General features: G+C 57.1%; 21 protein-coding genes. 8 read left to right on the forward strand and 13 right to left on the reverse strand.

The window, feature by feature from the left end; translation table 11 throughout:
• Nucleotides 1–7: 7 nt before the first annotated feature.
• From ACSQ8V_RS04225 to ACSQ8V_RS04275, 11 genes are all read right to left on the reverse strand, one after another.
• On the reverse strand, nucleotides 8–1993 hold the full coding sequence (locus ACSQ8V_RS04225) for a lytic transglycosylase domain-containing protein (protein ID WP_436204985.1): 1986 nt from the start codon (nucleotides 1991–1993) through the stop codon (nucleotides 8–10).
• 74 nt (nucleotides 1994–2067) lie between these two features.
• A complete protein-coding gene (locus ACSQ8V_RS04230) occupies nucleotides 2068–2346 on the reverse strand; it encodes a hypothetical protein (protein WP_436204986.1) in 279 nt (92 codons plus the stop codon).
• A complete protein-coding gene (locus ACSQ8V_RS04235; protein ID WP_436204987.1) occupies nucleotides 2343–2867 on the reverse strand; it encodes a hypothetical protein in 525 nt (174 codons plus the stop codon). Before ACSQ8V_RS04235 ends, ACSQ8V_RS04230 begins: the two co-directional genes overlap by 4 nt.
• The gene (locus ACSQ8V_RS04240) at nucleotides 2864–3049 is read right to left on the reverse strand and encodes a hypothetical protein (protein ID WP_436204988.1); all 186 of its coding nucleotides are present in this window, start codon (nucleotides 3047–3049) and stop codon (nucleotides 2864–2866) included. Before ACSQ8V_RS04240 ends, ACSQ8V_RS04235 begins: the two co-directional genes overlap by 4 nt.
• Nucleotides 3050–3258: 209 nt before the next feature.
• The gene (locus ACSQ8V_RS04245; protein ID WP_436204989.1) at nucleotides 3259–3462 is read right to left on the reverse strand and encodes a hypothetical protein; all 204 of its coding nucleotides are present in this window, start codon (nucleotides 3460–3462) and stop codon (nucleotides 3259–3261) included.
• Between the two features lie 7 nt (nucleotides 3463–3469).
• Nucleotides 3470–4000: a hypothetical protein gene (locus ACSQ8V_RS04250; RefSeq protein WP_436204990.1), complete on the reverse strand. Its 531-nt coding sequence runs from the start codon at nucleotides 3998–4000 to the stop codon at nucleotides 3470–3472.
• The gene (locus tag ACSQ8V_RS04255; protein WP_436204991.1) at nucleotides 3997–4281 is read right to left on the reverse strand and encodes a hypothetical protein; all 285 of its coding nucleotides are present in this window, start codon (nucleotides 4279–4281) and stop codon (nucleotides 3997–3999) included. The genes ACSQ8V_RS04250 and ACSQ8V_RS04255 overlap by 4 nt, the downstream gene beginning before the upstream one ends.
• Nucleotides 4282–4291: 10 nt before the next feature.
• Nucleotides 4292–4531: a hypothetical protein gene (locus ACSQ8V_RS04260; RefSeq protein WP_436204992.1), complete on the reverse strand. Its 240-nt coding sequence runs from the start codon at nucleotides 4529–4531 to the stop codon at nucleotides 4292–4294.
• 108 nt (nucleotides 4532–4639) lie between these two features.
• Nucleotides 4640–4990 (reverse strand): hypothetical protein, encoded by a 351-nt coding sequence (locus tag ACSQ8V_RS04265; protein ID WP_436204993.1) that lies wholly within the window; start codon nucleotides 4988–4990, stop codon nucleotides 4640–4642.
• A 191-nt stretch (nucleotides 4991–5181) separates the two neighbouring features.
• Nucleotides 5182–6474, reverse strand: a complete 1293-nt coding sequence (locus ACSQ8V_RS04270; RefSeq protein ID WP_436204994.1) for a hypothetical protein — start codon at nucleotides 6472–6474, stop codon at nucleotides 5182–5184.
• Between the two features lie 148 nt (nucleotides 6475–6622).
• Complete coding sequence (locus tag ACSQ8V_RS04275; protein ID WP_436204995.1) at nucleotides 6623–6859, reverse strand: hypothetical protein; 237 nt, start codon at nucleotides 6857–6859, stop codon at nucleotides 6623–6625.
• Nucleotides 6860–7286: 427 nt separating this feature from the next.
• Here ACSQ8V_RS04275 and ACSQ8V_RS04280 point away from each other — a divergent pair, with 427 nt between their 5' ends.
• On the forward strand, nucleotides 7287–8183 hold the full coding sequence (locus ACSQ8V_RS04280; protein WP_436204996.1) for a DNA-methyltransferase: 897 nt from the start codon (nucleotides 7287–7289) through the stop codon (nucleotides 8181–8183).
• An 803-nt stretch (nucleotides 8184–8986) separates the two neighbouring features.
• Here the strand turns inward: ACSQ8V_RS04280 and ACSQ8V_RS04285 are convergent.
• Nucleotides 8987–9361, reverse strand: coding sequence for a hypothetical protein (locus ACSQ8V_RS04285; RefSeq protein WP_213762508.1), 375 nt, complete (start codon nucleotides 9359–9361; stop codon nucleotides 8987–8989).
• A 449-nt stretch (nucleotides 9362–9810) separates the two neighbouring features.
• Between ACSQ8V_RS04285 and ACSQ8V_RS04290 the strand changes: the two genes are divergently transcribed.
• Nucleotides 9811–10305 carry an outer membrane protein gene (locus tag ACSQ8V_RS04290; protein WP_213762509.1) on the forward strand — a complete coding sequence of 165 codons (495 nt, stop codon included), beginning with the start codon at nucleotides 9811–9813 and terminating at the stop codon, nucleotides 10303–10305.
• 90 nt (nucleotides 10306–10395) lie between these two features.
• Here the strand turns inward: ACSQ8V_RS04290 and ACSQ8V_RS04295 are convergent, their stop codons facing one another.
• Nucleotides 10396–10572: a hypothetical protein gene (locus ACSQ8V_RS04295; protein WP_255631176.1), complete on the reverse strand. Its 177-nt coding sequence runs from the start codon at nucleotides 10570–10572 to the stop codon at nucleotides 10396–10398.
• Between the two features lie 470 nt (nucleotides 10573–11042).
• Here ACSQ8V_RS04295 and map point away from each other — a divergent pair, with 470 nt between their 5' ends.
• From map to ACSQ8V_RS04325, 6 genes are all read left to right on the forward strand, one after another.
• Nucleotides 11043–11825: a type I methionyl aminopeptidase gene (map, locus tag ACSQ8V_RS04300; RefSeq protein ID WP_436204997.1), complete on the forward strand. Its 783-nt coding sequence runs from the start codon at nucleotides 11043–11045 to the stop codon at nucleotides 11823–11825.
• Between the two features lie 193 nt (nucleotides 11826–12018).
• Entirely contained in the window at nucleotides 12019–12546 is a 528-nt protein-coding gene (locus ACSQ8V_RS04305) for a GNAT family N-acetyltransferase (protein ID WP_213762512.1), read from the forward strand.
• A 207-nt stretch (nucleotides 12547–12753) separates the two neighbouring features.
• Nucleotides 12754–13509, forward strand: a complete 756-nt coding sequence (gene minC / locus ACSQ8V_RS04310) for a septum site-determining protein MinC (protein WP_213762513.1) — start codon at nucleotides 12754–12756, stop codon at nucleotides 13507–13509.
• Between the two features lie 97 nt (nucleotides 13510–13606).
• The gene (gene minD, locus ACSQ8V_RS04315; RefSeq protein ID WP_213762514.1) at nucleotides 13607–14422 is read left to right on the forward strand and encodes a septum site-determining protein MinD; all 816 of its coding nucleotides are present in this window, start codon (nucleotides 13607–13609) and stop codon (nucleotides 14420–14422) included.
• 9 nt (nucleotides 14423–14431) lie between these two features.
• Nucleotides 14432–14686: a cell division topological specificity factor MinE gene (minE, locus tag ACSQ8V_RS04320; RefSeq protein ID WP_031359136.1), complete on the forward strand. Its 255-nt coding sequence runs from the start codon at nucleotides 14432–14434 to the stop codon at nucleotides 14684–14686.
• 244 nt (nucleotides 14687–14930) lie between these two features.
• A complete protein-coding gene (locus ACSQ8V_RS04325; protein WP_436204998.1) occupies nucleotides 14931–15236 on the forward strand; it encodes a YXWGXW repeat-containing protein in 306 nt (101 codons plus the stop codon).
• The last annotated feature ends 199 nt before the right edge of the window (nucleotides 15237–15435 follow it).

A 15435-nucleotide genomic window follows, 5' to 3' on the forward strand; every position in this document is an offset into this window, starting at 1 on the left:
GCCCCGCTTAATGCGGGAGTCCTGCGGTGGTCACGCTCACACTTGAACCCGGGGGGGCGCTGACGTTAACGTTCAGCGTCGGCACGGCCGTGTTCCCCATACCGGCGGGCCGTGACAGGATCGGCGGTTGATTGCCGCCCGCTGTCGAACCCGTATCGATAATCTGATTGTCCGGATGGAACCCGGCGATGTTACGCACGGCGGTGACCGTGCCGACGCCGACGTGCCCGCCGCTGTTGCCGTTAAGGTCAACGCCTTGCGCCTCAAGCCGGTTCAGATAAGCGATGGTTTCCCCGCTTTTTTGATAGTCGCCGATGAAATCACGCCACCGGTCGCCGTGTTCGGCAATGTCGCGGTCAAGACCGGAGAATCCGTCAAAGCTTGCCGACGCCTTCGCCAAGTCGCCGCCGTATTTCCGGCGTAAGTCGGCAAGGTAGCGCGCCCCGCCTTCTAGCGAACTTTTCTCGCTGTAACGGTTCACCCCGTATTTTTCAGCGGTCGGCTGATCGAATTGCATCGCCCCCAAAACGCCCGGGTTTTTCGGGTTGACGTTGCGCGTGCCGCCCGACGATTCGATTTGTTCCTCTGCGGCTAGATAACCCGGCGGCATACCGTAGGTGCGTTCAAGCATGGTGATATCGGCTTTGCGATTCGGATCACGAACGAACGTGCCCGGCATTGTGAACGTCTCGCCGTTCGCGCCCGTGCCTGTGCCCGCGCCGTCTACGGACACCGCATTTTTAGATATTTTTTCCCAGTGCCCGTGCAGGAAGTTCTTAAGATTGGACTGAAACTGATCGTCGGCGACCAAACGCCCCATGTCATAGGCGACATGTCCGGCGTTGATTCCCGCGTCGTCTAAGGCGTCGCCCGCATTGCCGAAACTAGGGAGTTGCGGGCTGACCTTATCGGCAAGCTTTTCGACCCAAGCCATCGCGGCGTCGAGTTCCTTGAACGCTTTCGTCGCGTCGCCGATGTACATGTCTAACTGACCGCTTTTGCTAAAGGCGGAAATTGCGTCGGCGAATTTTTTCGTTAGCGTCGTGATTAGCGGGGCAAGTTCAACTAACGCGCCTTTTAACGCGTTTCCTACCTCCTTGCTTGACGTTTCGAAATCTTGCTCGGCGTCCGTGCCCTTGTCGTATTTACCTTGCGGTAACGCCAGCTTGTCGCGCCGGGCTGCGAACTCGGCGTCGGAGTTGGCCCAATCCGCCGGGTCCGGGTATGAAGCCGCTTGATTGAACGACGCGACGTCCATGCCCAAGGCATCTTGATGCGTACCGGAAAGCCATGACCCACGTACCGGACCTTCGGGCAAGCTATTCCACTTTTGCCCGGCCTTTTGCAAGTACGTGCGCGCAAGCTGTTCCGCGTCGTCGCCGTGAATTTCGTCTTGCGTCACGCCTACGGCAAGTAGCGGTTGCCAGAGAGACGAGTCAACCTTAGCCTGTGCGAAATTCGGCAATTGATCATTGCTTGCGCCGAACTTCTTGTAGGTAATGGCGTAGGCGTCGGCGACGCCGGGCTTAAGATTCAACTGCCTGTTTTTCGCGTTATCGGCGGCTAGACCGGACGCCGCCTTACGTGTACCCGCATACAATGACGCCGCGCCGCCGACCGCCGCGCCCGCAACGCCGGACAGTTTGCCGATAGTCAACATTTCACGCGCAAGACCGTTCAGGCCCTTGCTCGATTTTTCGATTTGCTTAGTGATTACAGTCCAGCTTTTGCCGGTTTCAAGCGACGACTTTTGGAACTTCGTGAACACGCCGGATTCCCCGGAAAATTTCGGATTGACAGCCGCTTTGTTCAAGCGGTCGAAACTACCCGCCGCGTCTTCGAAACGCGACGACAGAATCTTCACGGCGTCATTCGACCCCTGCCACGCCTCTTTCTGATGGGAAAGGTCTTCCTGATAGGCGGCAAACTTCGCGCGGAAATCCTCGAAATCGCTGTTGTCGATCAAAATTTTCAGAATCGGCTTGTCTGCCACGGCATGTTCCTAAATTTGCTGCAATCAATTGCAATCACAGGCATTTGACTAACGCCCGGATTGCGCTATTTCAATTAATGAATCGTCGCGTTTTTCGCGCGCCGGACCTCCCTGTTCATCGCCCCCACCACCTGGCCTCGTGCCTGATCGCGTGCCGCCGCAAGACCGGCAACCGCGCAACGCAATGTCTCGTCGTCAGGGTACGTTTTCAGCTTGTTTTCGACCTTTTCACAGGTTTTTTCCACTACGTCCGCAACGGCAAGCGCACAGCCCAAAGTGTCACGATGCGCGGACTTGATCGCGTTAATCAGGTCGGTGGCTGACGACAACAGGCGGTCAAGTTCTTCGGTCATTGCCGTTCCATGTCCGTCAGGTCTTCTTGCCATCCCTCGGCCATTTCACGGCTAAACGTGCGCAAGTGTTCAAAGCCGTATAACGAAGTCGGAAAGTGAATCGCGCCCTGTTCCGCGAACAGTTCGGCTTTCAGCGACAGGTCACGCAGCACCGTCATGGCCGCGCGGTCGCCCGCACTGGCGGCTTGCTCATGCAAGTCCATTTCGTGAAAAACCTTGTCGATTTCCATGCGGATAGCGAAGCCGTTTTCGGCGTGCTTGGCGTCCCGACGCTTGAACAATGCGAGACGCGTGACGGCGTTAAAACACGGACGCATGACGCTATCGAATGCTTGCTTGACGAACACGTTGCCGGGGTCAGCGTCCAACAGGTCTTCAAGCTGTTTCGCCGCTAGCGTCAGGACCCGGGCTTCGGCCTCGCATAACGCGGCGTCCTGATCGCTACCGGGTTTGGCCCGCTGTTCGTCTAGCGCGGCCATGCCGTCATACATTGCGGTCATCACTTCGGTAAGGCTGGTCATTCGTCGTCCCCCGGTCTGTCGTTTGCGCAATTTTTAAGAATCAATTCAACGTCCCAACTTTCACGGTTGCGACGTTGCTGTTCTTCACGGGTCAACGCGGGGCGGCGGGGCGGGCTGACGACAAGGATGACGCGCGATTTATCGCGGTGCTGGCCCCGGTACTCACGTCGATCATGGTTCATTGCACGCCCCCTGTGATAACCGCTTCTCCGCATGTCTAGCGCGTTGCTGCGCGCGTACCCTGTCACGATTCAAGCCGTACCAAGCCGCCATGCACGACTTGCAATGACCTTGAAGACCGTCCGGGGTTCCCGTGTGCTTACTGAACGCCGTTAGCGGTTTTGACCCGTGGCACTTAGAACACGTCTTCGTCGTCATAGCGCCCGCCCGCCTACAAGTCGTCCCACTTGCCGCCGACCTGAAACACATAGCGATGCACGGCAAGATGCGACAACGCGGCGACAGCCTTGCTCAACTCAGCGCGGGCGTCGGCTTCAATCTGATCGGCGTCGGCTTTCGTGATATCGCCCCGGGCCACGGCTTCCGCCAAACCGTCGCCGAATAGGCGGACCTCAATGATTTGCTTTCGCGCCATTTCTGTTTCAACCCATGTTAGGGATAGCGGTTGGTTTGCCATCGACCATCAAAACGCCGAGTTGCGTGGGGGCAATACAATCCGCATACAACGTTTTGAACGCGCCCGGTCCTTCGCCCGTGACGAATTCACTGTATTGACGGGTGCCGACTGTCTTCTTTATTTCCCGGAACTCGCCGGGTTTCAGGTCTAGCGGGTGCTTCGCTTGCCGGGCGGCGTCCGCGTAAATCCGGGCCTCGACCTCGGCCAGCGACGCGGGATCAATAGTCGGGCTGATTTCCGTATGCCGATACTTCTTGGTTTCGCCCGCAAGCGTCTGCGCAATGCGCACACGGTATTGCAGCGCGGTTTCGCCGCCGCGCGGTTCGACATGCATTGCCGCTGTCCGTCCGAATTCTTGGAACACTTGATCGGCGCGGAATTGAATCGCTTTGAACGCCTGTTTTTCTTCGGCGTTGGCGTATTCCTTAGCGTTATTCCAGGCGATTTCCGCTTCAACGTCCGCGATGCCGCGTTTGATATCCGCAAGGGTCGTCATTTCGAGCGCCCCCCGTCAGCCATCCGGTAGGGACTCGGCTTCGGGTCTTTAACGATTCGAATCATTAACTTTCTGGGCGCTTTAAACTGATCCATCCACGCGCTCTTTGCGCCGACGAATTCGCGGATTTTTCGACCGGTCACAGGGCAGTCGCGGTCGATTTCGACAAGCTTGCCCGCGCTCACGGCGTCAGCACGGACGGCTTCGCGTCGCCGTTCCTCAAGCGTTCTCGTGTCGTCTATCTGGGCATACGGATGATACGGGGCGCTCAGTTCGATCATTTCAGGCTCCTTAAACGGTTGTTTTTGCGTGACGTCGAGCCACGCCTTGCTGAACAGCCGCCACGTATCGCGCGGACAAGGCGGGGTCTTCCGATATCCAGCGATACCAGCTAGAGCGCGGCGGGAAACCAGCATTTGAGTCAAGCACGCTAACGAGCGACTTGCCCGCCGCAACCTGTTCCAAAATCACGGCAATCAATCCGTGCGGGGTAAGTGCGAGCGGCATATCGGGTTTGAGGTCGTCAGTCATGGCTAAGATCATTGGGACAGTTGTTTCATTGTCCGGACCTGACCGCTATCGGGGAATAGCGGCGACAACTATTTTTCGTAGTCCTGTGATTGCAATTGATTGCACACGCTAGCCCGCGTCCATCATCGATATCAAAAGATCGCGATGCCGCAAGACCGTACCGATTGAAGGCGTCTTCGACGCTACGGCGGTGCCCTCAAGTTCCATGTTGACCGCGTACCTAAACGTCCGCCAATTGCTCAGCGCATACGCCGTGGCGGACAGTGCTCGGTCCTCGCCTAACAAGCGGATCAGCGCGGCAAACTGTCCGAGTTGCGTGCGCTCGATGACGACTGATTCAGCGGGATAAAGATCGGCCATGCGACCCCGCCAAAATGCGCTTAAGACTGTCGGCGTGGTCACGACCGGCGGCACGATTTCACGGCGGGCGATCTGTCGCGATAGGTCAGTGGCTTTCATTGTTACCTCGTTAGCAATGCGAACGGCTTAGGACGGCGCTAGACGGGCTGGCACGTGCCGCCGCTACCCGCGCTTATCCCGTGTTGTGCCAGCGGCGTGGCGGTCACGCGGCGGGCGCGGGCGGCGGGGCGAAGCCAGCCAGCCGACTAGCGAAAGCACAAGGACGAGCAAAACCAACTTTCCTAAAATCGTCATGACAGGCTCCCCGGCGGTAAGGCGTGCTGTTGCTGTTCAAGGTCGTTAAGAAATAGGTTAACCGCCATCTTGAGATTCGCTTCCCCCGCCGCGCCGAACAGTGCCTCCACGTCGGGCCACATCCGGGCGGGTACGCGTTCGCCCTTCTCAAGACTCCAATACTCCCCAAATTCAAGCGCGCACGTGTACCAGCCGTCGCCGAAAACCCATTGCAGGAAGGCATGCTCGTCCGTCCCCCGGGCTTGCAGGCGTCCTGACTTGTGTAAGCGCACGGCGAGGGACGACAGGTTGTTCCTATGCGCTTTCTTGAACGGCATGAATGAATCGGGATGGTGCTCGCGCATGGCCCGGTAACAGTCGTCCACGTAGCTGCTAGTCCTCGCTTTCTTCGGCGCGGTATTAGGCTGTTTGTAAGGTGCAGGGGTTGACTCGGTTTCAGGGGTTGACTTGCTTTTGTCTTGGTTCGGCTTTTGACTCAGCACACAGCTTTTGCCTGAGGCAGTTTCAGGGGAAGCGTGAGTCGTGGTAAGCGAAGCGTCCACGGGTTTGCTTTTGCTTTCAGGGTTGTTTTTGTCTCCCGGGGGTTTACCTCCTACTTCCTTCAAACCTACTTGCAAACCTAAAGCTTTTATGGGGACAATTTTTGTCTTTGAGCCTGAGGACAAATCTTGTCCTACAGCCTGCGGACAATTAATAGGCTGTGTCCCTTGTCCCGTAAGGCTTTGCGGCTCCGACTCTGATTTCAATCCCGGGTAATTCGAAGCGTCCGGCGTTCCCGTTAGATACGCGGCCCCCTCGGCGACAAGCGGGCGCACTTGCAACATGTTGAAAGGCGTCTTTGCCATGCGCGTGGCAATCAACCCGAATTCGCGTAACTGTTTCAGTCGGTATTTGACCTGACGTTCGGTCCAGTGCATTTTTGCCGCGTATTTTTCCCACGACCGCCCCCACCAATAAACGCCGTCCCGTGTGTTCTTAACCATAGGGTCGCCCGCCTTATGCTTGCGTAAAAACGGGTCTAGGATTTCCTGATAAAGCTCGGCGGCTTCGATATGTCCGTGACAAAGACGACGGTTTAAACGTTGGCGTTCTCGATAAGCGCCGTATTGCGTCAAGTCGATAGCTGAAACGACTTTGATTGCGGGCGGCGGATTCCGCCGCTTGCGCGCGAGTTTCAGTTCAACGTGGGGAACAATATGAAGATTGGCGACCGCCCGGGACGCCTGTCCGGCATGGGCTGACATTGCGCCCGGGAGGCACGAGATTTCAACGTTTGACAATGCGGTCATTATGATTATCGTCTAGGTCAATAAAACAGTTTGTCAATGACCCGGCGCAATGAGATAATCACAGCACTAGGTCGTAAATAGGTTTGTTTCTTTGTCGGGACTACCTGTTTTCAGCGCGATTCCGTTTGCAGCGGGTCGCGCTTTTGTTTTACTGCGTGCGTTCAGCGTCCAGTTCTTCCATTCTTATTTTGTAATCGGCAACATATGCGGTTAATGCCTGTCGCGTGATTTCACCGAAACTCGCACCCGTCTGATCAGTAATGGCTTTTACCTCGGCCCGCAAAGTCCGGGGCAATACCAGCGTGCTAGTCGTATTGCACGCCTTGATAGTGGGTTTGATATTCGGCTTGATATCCGATTTGATATTCGGCTTGAAGATAATCATTGTCTTTCCGGAAAGTGACCTAAGATTTAACCATATTATTCAAATCCTTTTGACTTGGCTATCATTCATAATTCAAACTCCGTGGCTACAAAACTCAATAAAATCGCAGTCGGATTTAAATGGAGTTATTTAAGGCTTTTAACCGCGTCTAGCCGTGTGCTGACGCCGCGAAAATAGTTTTCTAATGGAGTAGTGAAATGCTGACGTTGACGCCGTTCGAAGTCCTGCCCGCCGCTGTCGCTGTCCCCGCCCCGGTTGTCGATTGCAATCAATTGCAATTTTCTGATGCCCAAGACTTACCCCCGGCTTTCGACTGTGGGCCGGACAACGTTGAACTACTTCAATACATATAGCGCGGACGCAAGGCCGTTAGACTTGCGTCTTCACTAAAAGCGGGGGGCGGCAATTGCATGCAACGGCAAAACAAGTGTGTGAACGGTTCACATTGCGTCTAGGCGATTGCCGTCATGTGCTGGCGGGCCTCCCTGATAACAGTGTTGACGCGATAGTCACCGACCCGCCGTATGAGCGCCCGAAAACCGCGCTGAAATGGGACGGCAAAGGCGTGGCGTTCGATTCGTTGTTATGGGCCGAGGCCTTGCGCGTGTTAAAGCCCGGCGGGCACGCCCTGATATTCGGACACAGCACGCAATTCCATCGGCTAGTCGCGGCGGTTGAAGACGGCGGGTTCGAATTCCGGGATTCACTGTACTGGGCGCGTCAAGGCGCGTTCCCCGTGTCCACGAACGTAGCAAAGGTAATCGACGGCGTGCACGGCGGGCAAGGCAAGGCGTTTGCCATTCATAGCAATGCCGAACGCTTCAAGGACATGTATGAACCTATCTCCGACGAAGCTAAGGCATGGTCCGGCTGGGGCACGGCGTTGCGGGGGGCCGTTGAACCCCTAGCGTTATGCCGGAAGGCACTTGTTAAGCCACCGCGCGCAAAAACACCGGCTAGGCCCGGTCAGAAAGGCGGGCGCAAAGGCGAACACCTTGTCGCCAACATTCGGGAGTTCGGCACGGGCGGATTGAACCTTGACGGCTGTTCTGACGGCGTATGGCCTACTAACGTGCTGTACTGTCCTAAAGACACGGGCGCTGACCGTCCGAACCACCCCACGGTAAAACCCGTTGCGCTTATGCGTTGGCTAGTCAGGTTGATAACCCCGCGTGACGGAATTGTGCTCGACGCTTTCATGGGTTCGGGCAGCACAGGGGTAGCGGCGTTACGCGAGGGCTTCGGGTTCGTCGGCATTGAACAGTCAGCCGAATACGTCGAAATCGCCCGGCGTCGGATAGCGAGCGAACTCCAATGCAATTGATAGCGCAGTCGCGACAGTCGCCCGAAAAAAACCCGCCGTTTGACGGGCGGGGCCGCATTCATCCCTGAGAGGACTGTGTGCGAAGGACGGCCTATCTTAGCGCGGCTAGAGCGTCCGGAGCAACCGGCGCGAAAGCGCGTTGCAGAGCTTGATTGCGGCGGCGTCAACGCGTCCGAAAGATAAGTGATTGTGCGCAACCAGTATTGCGGTTTGCTCGACTTCATCAAGGCGCGGCATGCGTTCGAACTGACCCAATAGAAAGACGACTTCCGGGCGCGCGTCTCCGTGCCCGGCTTGGCCCACCCGGGTCAATAGCGCGACCATCAGCGCGTGTAGGTCGTCATTCGATAGGTGCGCTGTCATGTCGGTCCCGGGCTGTTCCCGCTTACGTCAGCAACGTGCGTTCCCCTTGCCGCGCCGTGTCAGTGCAAGCGCTGTATTGATTGCAATCGGCGGAATCCGCCGGGCGGGGCGCGAACGTCCGAAAGCGCGAACGGAGGGTTTCGCATGACTTACCCGGGGTATCTATGCGTCTGCCCGGGTAACTCGTTGTCAAAAGTGTTGCGCGCGTGCGACTAGGGTAAAAAAATGGGTAACTCCTGGGGGTAATTCGGCGCTGACCCTTACCGGGCGGGCCTCACAGGCTCGAATGTGATTGACACCCTTTCCGCCAAATTCAAAAACCCCCGCTGATCTGAAGATCAGCGGGGGTTTTGCCGTTCTAGCACAGCTAGAACGTCTCGTAAGGTGTGCGACTCAGCCATCCACGCGGCTACCACGCATCACACCCATGCGCTCTTGTCTCAGCACTTCGGCAGCAGGTGTTCAATATCGAAGGTCGATTTGCCGTCGGGATTTTTGCTGGCGGAGCTCCGCGCCAGATTATTCGATGTCCGGCAGGCCCAGTTGTCCGGTTTCTCGACACTCGGCGTCGGCCGGTTCGACCCGTCATCGGCACCGGATGCGGGGTTTGCCACGGGTTCCGGTTGCGACGTCCCGGTAATCGAGGGCGACCGATACACATGGACCGGCACCACGGACAGCGAGACGGGATTGTCGGCGGACGGCGCGACCGCAACCGGGCCGGCAGTCTGGGCGTCTGCCGTTGAGCAAAGCGATGCAGCAGTCACCGCTGTGGCCAGCAAGCTTGCGCGGACGTTGAGAGCGAGGAGGTTCATGCGTGTACTTCCGTGGTGAGAGACCGGCAGCGGGCGCGGTGGGAATATCCAGGCAAAGGCGAAGCGTTCCGCAAAATGAAAACGCGATTTCACTTCTTTATCCTTGTCCAGCTCGCCGTTATATCAATCTCCGGTTCAAATCGGTAATTCGTTGCATTCTATTAAATAAACTGTGTGGACGTTCTATTGATCGCCGTTGCAAATGGAGAACAAAATCATCGCAACATTGTTCCCTTTAGTCAGTTTTGAAGGGAAAGATTATAAATAGTAACGCCAAAACAGGTAATTAGGATCGCTCTTATTGGTCCTGTACGCCCCTGCAATTTAGTCTTTCGCTTCGTTGCTAAATTCAGATCAATAGAAATCATGTGAATTCATATTCACAATGAATGTGCACGAAATGTGGCAATTAACGTTGCTTTTCGATTTAATGTTATGCATCAATCCCCATGTCCAACTTTAAGAAATTTTTTGCCGCACTGGTCATCGCCCTGACCGGTATTTCGTGCGCTCAAGCAAGCGAGTTCGCGGGCCCCTACGCCGGCGTCAAGGTGGGTGAGAACTGGTCTGACGCGTCCGGCGTCGTCAATGTCAAGTCCCATGCCACCACTTTCCCCGGCCTGACCGCGGGTTACGGATTCGATGTAAAGCAGTTCGTGATCGGCGCGGAAGTATTCGGGGACTTTCATCACGGTTCAACCACCTATAAGGATGCTGGTATAGATCTCAAGGCCGGAATGCCATTCAACACGATCATGCCCTACGCGCGTTTAGGCATGACGGGAACCTGGCCTAATGCGCGCCTTCATGGCGGCTTGGGCGTTGAATATAAGTTCATGAAAAAAGTTAGCGTCGCAGCAGAATGGACCGCTGATTCAAACAGTCATGACGGAACCAAACGTAGTAATAACAGCGTTACAGTCGGAGTTCACTACTACTTCTGATTGGTTTCAGTAATTTCTTGCATCAATATTAAAAAATCCCCGGTGAATGATTATTCGCCGGGGATTTTATTTGACCGATGCCAATTGAATTCAGGTCGTGCAGCGCGCTATATCGAAGCGCATTTCAGGCTCGGGCAACCCGCCATAATCTTCTGAAGATTTTTGCACCTTCACCGTCGACCCATATTGTGACGGCGTGAGCGTAACCAGCCACGCGTTCGGTCCAACCAGCAGTTCCGAGGCGCTACCCAGCTTCGATGTTGACACCGAAGGCAGCTTGTCCTCCAAACAATTCAGGACATCACGGGGCTGGCGATGCGACGACACAAAGATCATCGGACTCGAAGCGCGAAGTTCAGGGACGCTCGCGGAACTGCACGCAGCAAGCGCAAGCACGGATGCAAACAAGGACGTGAACGGGACAACTCGGCGTGAGAGCATAAGCAATGGCGTCAGTAGAAACAAGGCAACAAACAAGGCAACATCAGAACAGCAACAGGCCGCAAATCAGGGGCAGAAACAACTCACGCAACCCCCAGCCAGGCAAACTGAATCAAGCTGGATCAAAGCCTAAGGCATGAGGTCGCGCGGCCGCAAGGCAATCGAACGCGCCATTGAAAAAAGAGCGAAAAAAGAGCGAAAAAAGAGCGGGAAAGCGCGCGATGCTATCATCGCCGGCATCCTGAATTAATGCGTCAGCGAACCATTCATATCGCGCGCCGACACACCAACGCTCCATGGCCATTACACTCAAGTCGCCTGCCGACATAGAAAAACTGCGTATTTCCGGGCGCTTGGCCGCAGAAGTCCTCGCGATGATCGGCGAGCATGTGCAGCCAGGGATCACCACGGAAGAGCTGGATACGATCTGCAACCGGTTCATTGTCGAAGAACTGAAGGCGATTCCGGCAAACGTGGGTTACATGGGTTTTACCAAGACCATTTGCACGTCGGTGAATCACGTGGTCTGTCACGGTATTCCCGGCCCGCGGGCTCTGAAGGATGGCGACATCATCAACATCGACGTCGCGATCATCAAGGACGGGTATTTCGGCGATACCAGCCGCATGTATTACGCCGGTACGCCGAGCCGTGAGGCGAAACGGCTGTGCGACACGACGTATGAAGCAATGCTCGCCGGCATTCGCGCCGTGCGGCCGGGCGCGACGCTGGGCGACGTCGGTTATGCGATCCAGACGGTGTCTAACCGCGAAGGGTATTCGATCGTGCGCGAGTATTGCGGACACGGCATTGGCCGCGTGTATCACGAGGATCCGCAAGTGCTGCATTACGGACAGCCGGGAGCCGGATTGCGTTTGAAGCCCGGGCTGGTTTTCACGATCGAGCCAATGATTAATGCAGGCCGCGCCGCAACGCAGCAATCTCGCGATGGCTGGACTGTGACGACGAAGGACCGGTCGCTGTCGGCGCAATGGGAACACATGGTCGCGGTGACCGACGACGGCTTCGAATTGCTGACACCCTGGCCCGAAGGCACGGGCGAATACGCAGCACCCTGATGCACGCTGAGGCACCATAAAGCATCATGGACGAGCGGGATGGCAGGCCGGGAGACCCGCGGTGAGGGCACTTCGCGCATCGACTGAAATAATGATTTGACTCGTTCGCCTGTTCGGTTGAAGCTATTAAATAGACCAAGCCGGCTTAAGAAAGCTTAAGAAGCTTGTGAAAGCTTGAGAGAAAAACACCCGCATGAGTCCTTCACTAACTGTTCGCAGGATCGCCGCGCATCAAGGTGCAGTCCTGCGCGAGCTTCGCACGGCCTCATTGCGCGAGGCGCCTTACGCGTTCGGTGAGACGCTGGAGGAGGCCTTGTCCGCCGACGTCGCGAGCTTCGACGAAACGGCCGACCGCCACGCGAATTCACCCGCCACCGCGTCCTTTATCCTGTACACCGAAGGTCATCCGGCGGGTTTGGTCGGTGCGTTTATCGATGAAGCGCCTGCGCCGCGCGCGTTCGTCTACGCGTTGTGGGTGGCGCCGGCCGTGCGGCATCTGCGCGGTGGCGAGCTGCTCGTGAATGCCGCCACGCAATGGCTCGCGGAGCGGCGGGTGCATGACGTCTTTGCCTGGGTCACCGACGAAAACCGCAACGCCATGCGTTTTTACGAGCGCCTGGGCTTTGGTCCTACCGGTGAACGTCGCCGGATTCCAGCGCATCCCGAGGAATATGAAACGCTGCTTGTGCGCCGCGTGAGCGATTCCCGTGACGTGACCTGAGCGCATGACCTGAACATCTGATCCGCCAGCGTTCGTCGCGGCTGGATTGGCCACGGCTCGCGTGGCTTGTCCGTCGCCGCTCATCCTGCCGTCCTCTGTCTCGCTTCTCTCGTTTCACACCATGCTGCCCGTGCTCGGGCGGCAATCTGAAATATTCCGTTTGCTTGCGTCACGCCTGTAAAATACGCAAAATTTTTGGCTTTACCTATGTCGCTCAAAAAAACGCCCTTTTTCGAATTGCGCAGCGGCTCTGTCGACACGCTTCTGTTTGTCGTCAAGACTACCGACCTCGACGCGCTGCGAACGGAACTCACGCGGCGCTTCGAAGCGACTCCCGAGTTTTTCGCGAACGATACGGTCGCCATCGACGTGCGCCGCCTGGCTGCCGGCGAACGTATATCGATCAGCGAACTCGCGGCGTTGCTCGACAGCGTACGCATGCGCCCGATCGGCGTAGTTGCATCGGGGGACCAGGCATGGGCGTCCGAAGGCGCGCTGCCGTTGCTTGAAGCGCGCGACCGGCGTGGCGCGCCGAAGCCGTCGGTGGACGCGGGCGTCGAGAATACCGAGGCCGCCGCCGTGATCGAAGCGGCCGTGGCGCAAACGCCTGCGCCCAGCGCGCCGGTGCCGAAGACGACCATCATCGACCGGCCGTTGCGTTCGGGCCAGCAGGTTTATGCGAAGGGCGATCTGGTCGTGCTGGGGCTCGTGAGCTACGGCGCGGAAGTGATCGCGGAAGGCAACATTCATATCTATGCGCCGTTGCGTGGCCGGGCGCTCGCGGGCGTGCACGGCAATCTCGACGCGCGCATTTTCTGCACGTGTCTGGAGCCGGAACTGATCTCTATCGCCGGCATCTACAGGACGATGGAAACACCGCTCGGCCCCGATGTCCTGGGCAAGCCGGTGCAGATCTGGCTCGACGAAGAAAAACTGATGATCGAACCGCTGCGGCTGACCTGAGAGGCCTGAGACGAATCAGCCAGGCGCGCCTGATGGGGACGGCGCGCTTTTCGGACAGGACGCGAGCGGATTTAATTGACGAACACAAGGTACAGGAATGGCAAAAATCATTGTGGTGACTTCGGGCAAGGGCGGCGTCGGCAAGACGACCACCAGCGCGAGCTTCGCATCGGCCCTCGCGTTGCGCGGGCATAAAACGGCTGTTATCGACTTCGATGTCGGCCTGCGCAATCTCGATCTCATCATGGGCTGCGAACGCCGCGTGGTGTACGACCTCATCAACGTGATCCAGGGCGAAGCGAACCTCAACCAGGCGCTGATCAAGGACAAGAAGTGCGAGAACCTGTACATCCTGCCGGCCTCGCAGACCCGCGATAAAGACGCGCTGACGCAAGACGGCGTCGAGAAGATCATCAACGACCTGATCGCGATGGACTTCGAATACATCGTCTGCGACTCGCCGGCGGGGATTGAATCGGGCGCGTTGCTCGCCATGCATTTCGCCGATGAAGCGTTGATCGTGACGAACCCGGAAGTGTCGTCCGTACGTGACTCGGACCGCATTCTCGGGATTCTTTCGTCGAAGACAAAGCGCGCGATTGAAGGGAAAGAGCCGATCAAGGAGCATCTGCTGATCACGCGCTACAACCCGAAGCGCGTGAGCGAAGGCGAGATGCTGTCGCTGACCGACATCCAGGAAATCCTGCGGATCGAACTGATCGGCGTGATTCCAGAATCGGAAGCCGTGCTGCATGCATCGAATCAGGGTCTGCCGGCCGTGCACCTCGATGGCACTGACGTAGCTGAAGCCTACAAGGACATCGTCTCGCGCTTTCTCGGCGAAGAAAAGTCCCTGCGCTTCACCGACTATCAGAAGCCAGGTCTGTTGCAACGTATCTTCGGCAACAAGTAAGGGGACGCAATGTCGATTCTTTCGTTTTTGCTGGGCGAGAAAAAGAAGTCCGCTTCGGTCGCGAAGGAACGCTTGCAGTTGATCATCGCGCACGAGCGAGCGGGCGGACACGCGCCCGCCGATTATCTGCCGGCGTTGCAACGAGAACTCGTTGCCGTGATTTCCAAGTACGTGAAGATTTCGAGCGACGATATCCGGGTTAGCCTCGAACGTCAGGACGATCTCGAAGTACTCGAAGTGAAGATCGAGATTCCATCGGTTTGAAGGTGGATGACCGTTTGAACCAGCGCTGAAATATTTCCTTGGCGTGCAGCATCCAAAGGCCGGAATCACTTGATTCCGGCCTTTTCACAAGTGCGCCTGCACCTTCAAGTCGCATAAGCGACTTACATCAATATTCCGTTGCAGTTTAGCCATCGTCGTTACACGGGCGCTGTCGGCTAAACCGTGGCCTCGCGCATTGAGTGTGTATCGCCAATACAAGGCGACCAACTCAAAGAGGCCGATCATGAAAATACGTTTGTTCATTGCCCAAGCGGCTATTGTTCTGGCCGGCGTCGCGGCGGTCGCTGGAAGTGCGTCGGCTGAAGTGATTATCGTGGCGCCGAATGCGCCGCCGCCCGTGCGCGTGGAATCCGTTCCGCCGGCACGGGTGGGTTATGTGTGGGACAACGGCCACTGGCGTTGGGAACACGGCCAGTACGTGTGGAATCCGGGGCATTGGCAAGTCGAGCGCGTGGGGTACCACTGGGTGCCGGGACACTGGATCGCACGCGGCGGTGCATGGCGCTGGATGCCCGGACACTGGGCCTGACGCCCTGCGATACCTCGTTAGCCGCACGGGCGGCCTGTTAAGCGCCGCCCACATCCAATGAACCCGTTACCGGAGTTCCACATGAAAACCAAACTGTTGATTATCGGCTTGCTCGCAACCTTGCTGGGTGGCTGTATCGTCGTGCCGGCACATCCGTATGCTTATCATCCGGTGCCACGCATCTACGTCTATTAAGTTT

It is taken from the genome of Caballeronia sp. LjRoot31, from assembly GCF_964253885.1.
Lineage (GTDB): Bacteria > Pseudomonadota > Gammaproteobacteria > Burkholderiales > Burkholderiaceae > Caballeronia.

Coding starts and splice junctions, on each gene's coding strand:
- minC (WP_213762513.1), top strand. CDS start 12,754: ATGTCGCTCAAAAAAACGCCCTTTTTCGAATTGCGCAGCGGCTCTGTC.
- minD (WP_213762514.1), top strand. CDS start 13,607: ATGGCAAAAATCATTGTGGTGACTTCGGGCAAGGGCGGCGTCGGCAAG.
- ACSQ8V_RS04245 (WP_436204989.1), bottom strand. CDS start 3,462: ATGGCGCGAAAGCAAATCATTGAGGTCCGCCTATTCGGCGACGGTTTG.
- ACSQ8V_RS04260 (WP_436204992.1), bottom strand. CDS start 4,531: ATGACTGACGACCTCAAACCCGATATGCCGCTCGCACTTACCCCGCAC.
- ACSQ8V_RS04240 (WP_436204988.1), bottom strand. CDS start 3,049: ATGAACCATGATCGACGTGAGTACCGGGGCCAGCACCGCGATAAATCG.
- ACSQ8V_RS04325 (WP_436204998.1), top strand. CDS start 14,931: ATGAAAATACGTTTGTTCATTGCCCAAGCGGCTATTGTTCTGGCCGGC.
- ACSQ8V_RS04255 (WP_436204991.1), bottom strand. CDS start 4,281: ATGATCGAACTGAGCGCCCCGTATCATCCGTATGCCCAGATAGACGAC.
- ACSQ8V_RS04285 (WP_213762508.1), bottom strand. CDS start 9,361: ATGAACCTCCTCGCTCTCAACGTCCGCGCAAGCTTGCTGGCCACAGCG.
- ACSQ8V_RS04290 (WP_213762509.1), top strand. CDS start 9,811: ATGTCCAACTTTAAGAAATTTTTTGCCGCACTGGTCATCGCCCTGACC.
- ACSQ8V_RS04230 (WP_436204986.1), bottom strand. CDS start 2,346: ATGACCGAAGAACTTGACCGCCTGTTGTCGTCAGCCACCGACCTGATT.
- minE (WP_031359136.1), top strand. CDS start 14,432: ATGTCGATTCTTTCGTTTTTGCTGGGCGAGAAAAAGAAGTCCGCTTCG.
- ACSQ8V_RS04270 (WP_436204994.1), bottom strand. CDS start 6,474: ATGACCGCATTGTCAAACGTTGAAATCTCGTGCCTCCCGGGCGCAATG.
- ACSQ8V_RS04305 (WP_213762512.1), top strand. CDS start 12,019: ATGAGTCCTTCACTAACTGTTCGCAGGATCGCCGCGCATCAAGGTGCA.
- ACSQ8V_RS04265 (WP_436204993.1), bottom strand. CDS start 4,990: ATGAAAGCCACTGACCTATCGCGACAGATCGCCCGCCGTGAAATCGTG.
- ACSQ8V_RS04275 (WP_436204995.1), bottom strand. CDS start 6,859: ATGATTATCTTCAAGCCGAATATCAAATCGGATATCAAGCCGAATATC.
- ACSQ8V_RS04235 (WP_436204987.1), bottom strand. CDS start 2,867: ATGACCAGCCTTACCGAAGTGATGACCGCAATGTATGACGGCATGGCC.
- ACSQ8V_RS04250 (WP_436204990.1), bottom strand. CDS start 4,000: ATGACGACCCTTGCGGATATCAAACGCGGCATCGCGGACGTTGAAGCG.
- map (WP_436204997.1), top strand. CDS start 11,043: ATGGCCATTACACTCAAGTCGCCTGCCGACATAGAAAAACTGCGTATT.